We start from the raw sequence: 2,173 nt of genomic DNA, 5'->3' as shown, positions 1-2,173 counted from the left end.
GAGCGTACATCCACCCCCGGGCTGAAGACGCGCGCGCACCCCGGCCCGGGGGGGCGGGCCGGGCGGCCCGGCCTCCGGATCACCAGCCGCCCTCGCCCGGCACCAGCCGCCCCGCCTTGCGGTACTCCCGCCGGGCGCCCTCCAGGAGGTCGTCCGCCGTCACCTCGCCGCCGCGCCCGGCGGCGAGGTAGGCGGCGGTGACCACCGCGCTGCGGATGGAACCGCCGGCCAGCTCGAAGTCCCGGGCCAGCGGGGCCGCGTCGATGCCGTCGGCGGACGGAACGTGCGCCAGCCCGTGCCGCCACAGGGCCAGGCGCTGCCCGGCGTCCGGGAACGGGAAGTCGACCACGAGGTCCAGCCGCCGGGTGAACGCCTCGTCGATGTTCGCGCGCAGGTTGGTGGTCAGCAGCGCGATGCCGTCGAAGGACTCCAGCCGCTGGAGGAGATAGGAGCTCTCCATGTTGGCGTAGCGGTCGTGCGCCCCCTTGACCTCGGAGCGCTTGCCGAAGACGGCGTCGGCCTCGTCGAAGAGCAGGACCGCGTCCGTGCGGTCCGCCTCCGTGAAGATGCGTTCCAGGTTCTTCTCGGTCTCGCCGACGTACTTGTCCACGACCGACGACAGCTGGACCACGTACAGATCGAGCCCGAGGTCCGCCGCGACCACCTCCGCCGACAGCGTCTTGCCGGTGCCGGACTCCCCGGCGAACAGGCCGAGGACGCCCCGGCCGCGCCCGCCGCCGGCGCTGAGTCGCCAGTCGCCGAGCACACGGTCGCGGTGGCGGGCCCGCAGGGCCAGTTCGCGCAGCTGCACCAGGGGCCCTTCGGGCAGGACCAGGTCCTCCCAGTCCACCGCCGGCCGGATGCGGCGGGTATGGCTCTCCAGCCCCGACGCCGACTGGCGGCGTGCGGCGCGCCGCACATGGGCGGCGGTGACCGGACCGCCCGGACCGCCCTCGAAGGCGGCCAGCGCGCGTGCGGCCCGTGCCGCCCGCCGCACGCGGTCACCGCCCAGGCGGTACGGGGCCACGGTCGCGGCCAGGTCGAAGCCGTCGGCGTCCGCACCCAGCGCGGCCCGCCAGGCGGCCGTCCCCCCGTCCCGGCGGCCCGGCGCGTCCAGCACGAGGGGGTCCTCGGGGAACCAGTGCGGGTCGTACGGGCGGGGATCGGCCAGCAGCACCGTCACGTCCGGTGCCGCGGCGAGCGCCCGCACCAGCGGGCCGGGCTGCTCGGGCAGCTCCGGTACGACGACGGCCTTGCCGCCGAGGCGGGCCTCGCGCAGCAGCCCGGGGACCTGCTCCGCGGGTACGGCGCAGCACAGCCCGTCCAGGCCCGCGGCGCGCAGGGCGGCGGCGTACGCGGCCAGACCCTCGCCCTCGCGCTGTTCCCGCAGGTAGACGGTGGTGGGCCCGGACTCCAGGAGGGCGGCGAGCCGCACGGTGAACTGCTCGGCGGCCGCGTCGGACGGCAGTGGCGCGGGCAGCGGGCGCAGCAGGCCGAGGAGGGCGGCGTCCGGGGTGTCGTCGCCGAGGAGGTGCCCGATCAGCCGGTCGGGCACGCGCAGCGACCGTGTCAGGAAGGGGCGTTCGGGCTCGTCGACCTCCAGCAGGCCGAGGGCCGCGAGGGGGGCGGAGGCGTGCAGCCGGGCCCGGGCCGCGGCGGACTGCGCGGGCACCCCGCACAGGTCGAGGGCGAGGCCGACGGTGGCCCGGCGCCTGCTCACGTCGTCGTTGAGATAGCCGTAGAGCGGTTCGAAGGTCCGGTCGACGTCGGGAGCGAGGGCGGCGAGCAGGACCGCGACGTCGAGTGCGGTCAGCTCCGCCCGCCCGGCCAGCCGGGCCAGCCGGTCGCCGGGCGCGTGCTCCCCGTGGACGGCCCACCCGGCGGCGGCTGCGTCGGAGTCGGCGCCGGACGCGGTTCCGTCGTCCGGCACCGCCGTCCAGGTGCCCAGGAGATGGCGCACCGCTTCCTCGGACAGGTAGAGGCCGCGCAGCGGGTCGTCGGCCGTGGGATCGCCGGCGGCCCGCCGTTCGGCCAGCGCGGACACCCGCTCGCGCAGCCCGTCGAGACGGGCGAGGAGCGCGCGGGCGGGAGCGTCGACGTCGTCGTGCGGTGCCCCGGGGGGGGGCGCCCGCGCGGGGGGGGCCCTGTCGCGGTGAGGGGGGGGGACCCGGCG

At 77.6% G+C, this 2,173-nt stretch carries 1 protein-coding gene; it reads right to left on the bottom strand.

The window, feature by feature from the left end; all coding sequences use genetic code 11:
* Positions 1-79 precede the first annotated feature (79 nt).
* Positions 80-2,173: ATP-binding protein (locus tag ACFXA3_RS41425; protein ID WP_385196499.1), on the bottom strand; the 2,094-nt coding region annotated here is incomplete at its 5' end.

It is taken from the genome of Streptomyces sp. NPDC059456 (genome assembly GCF_042750055.1).
In the GTDB taxonomy this organism is placed as follows: domain Bacteria; phylum Actinomycetota; class Actinomycetes; order Streptomycetales; family Streptomycetaceae; genus Streptomyces.
The sequence above is the reverse complement of the archived record's forward strand: the minus strand, read 5'-3'. Positions and strand labels throughout refer to the sequence as shown.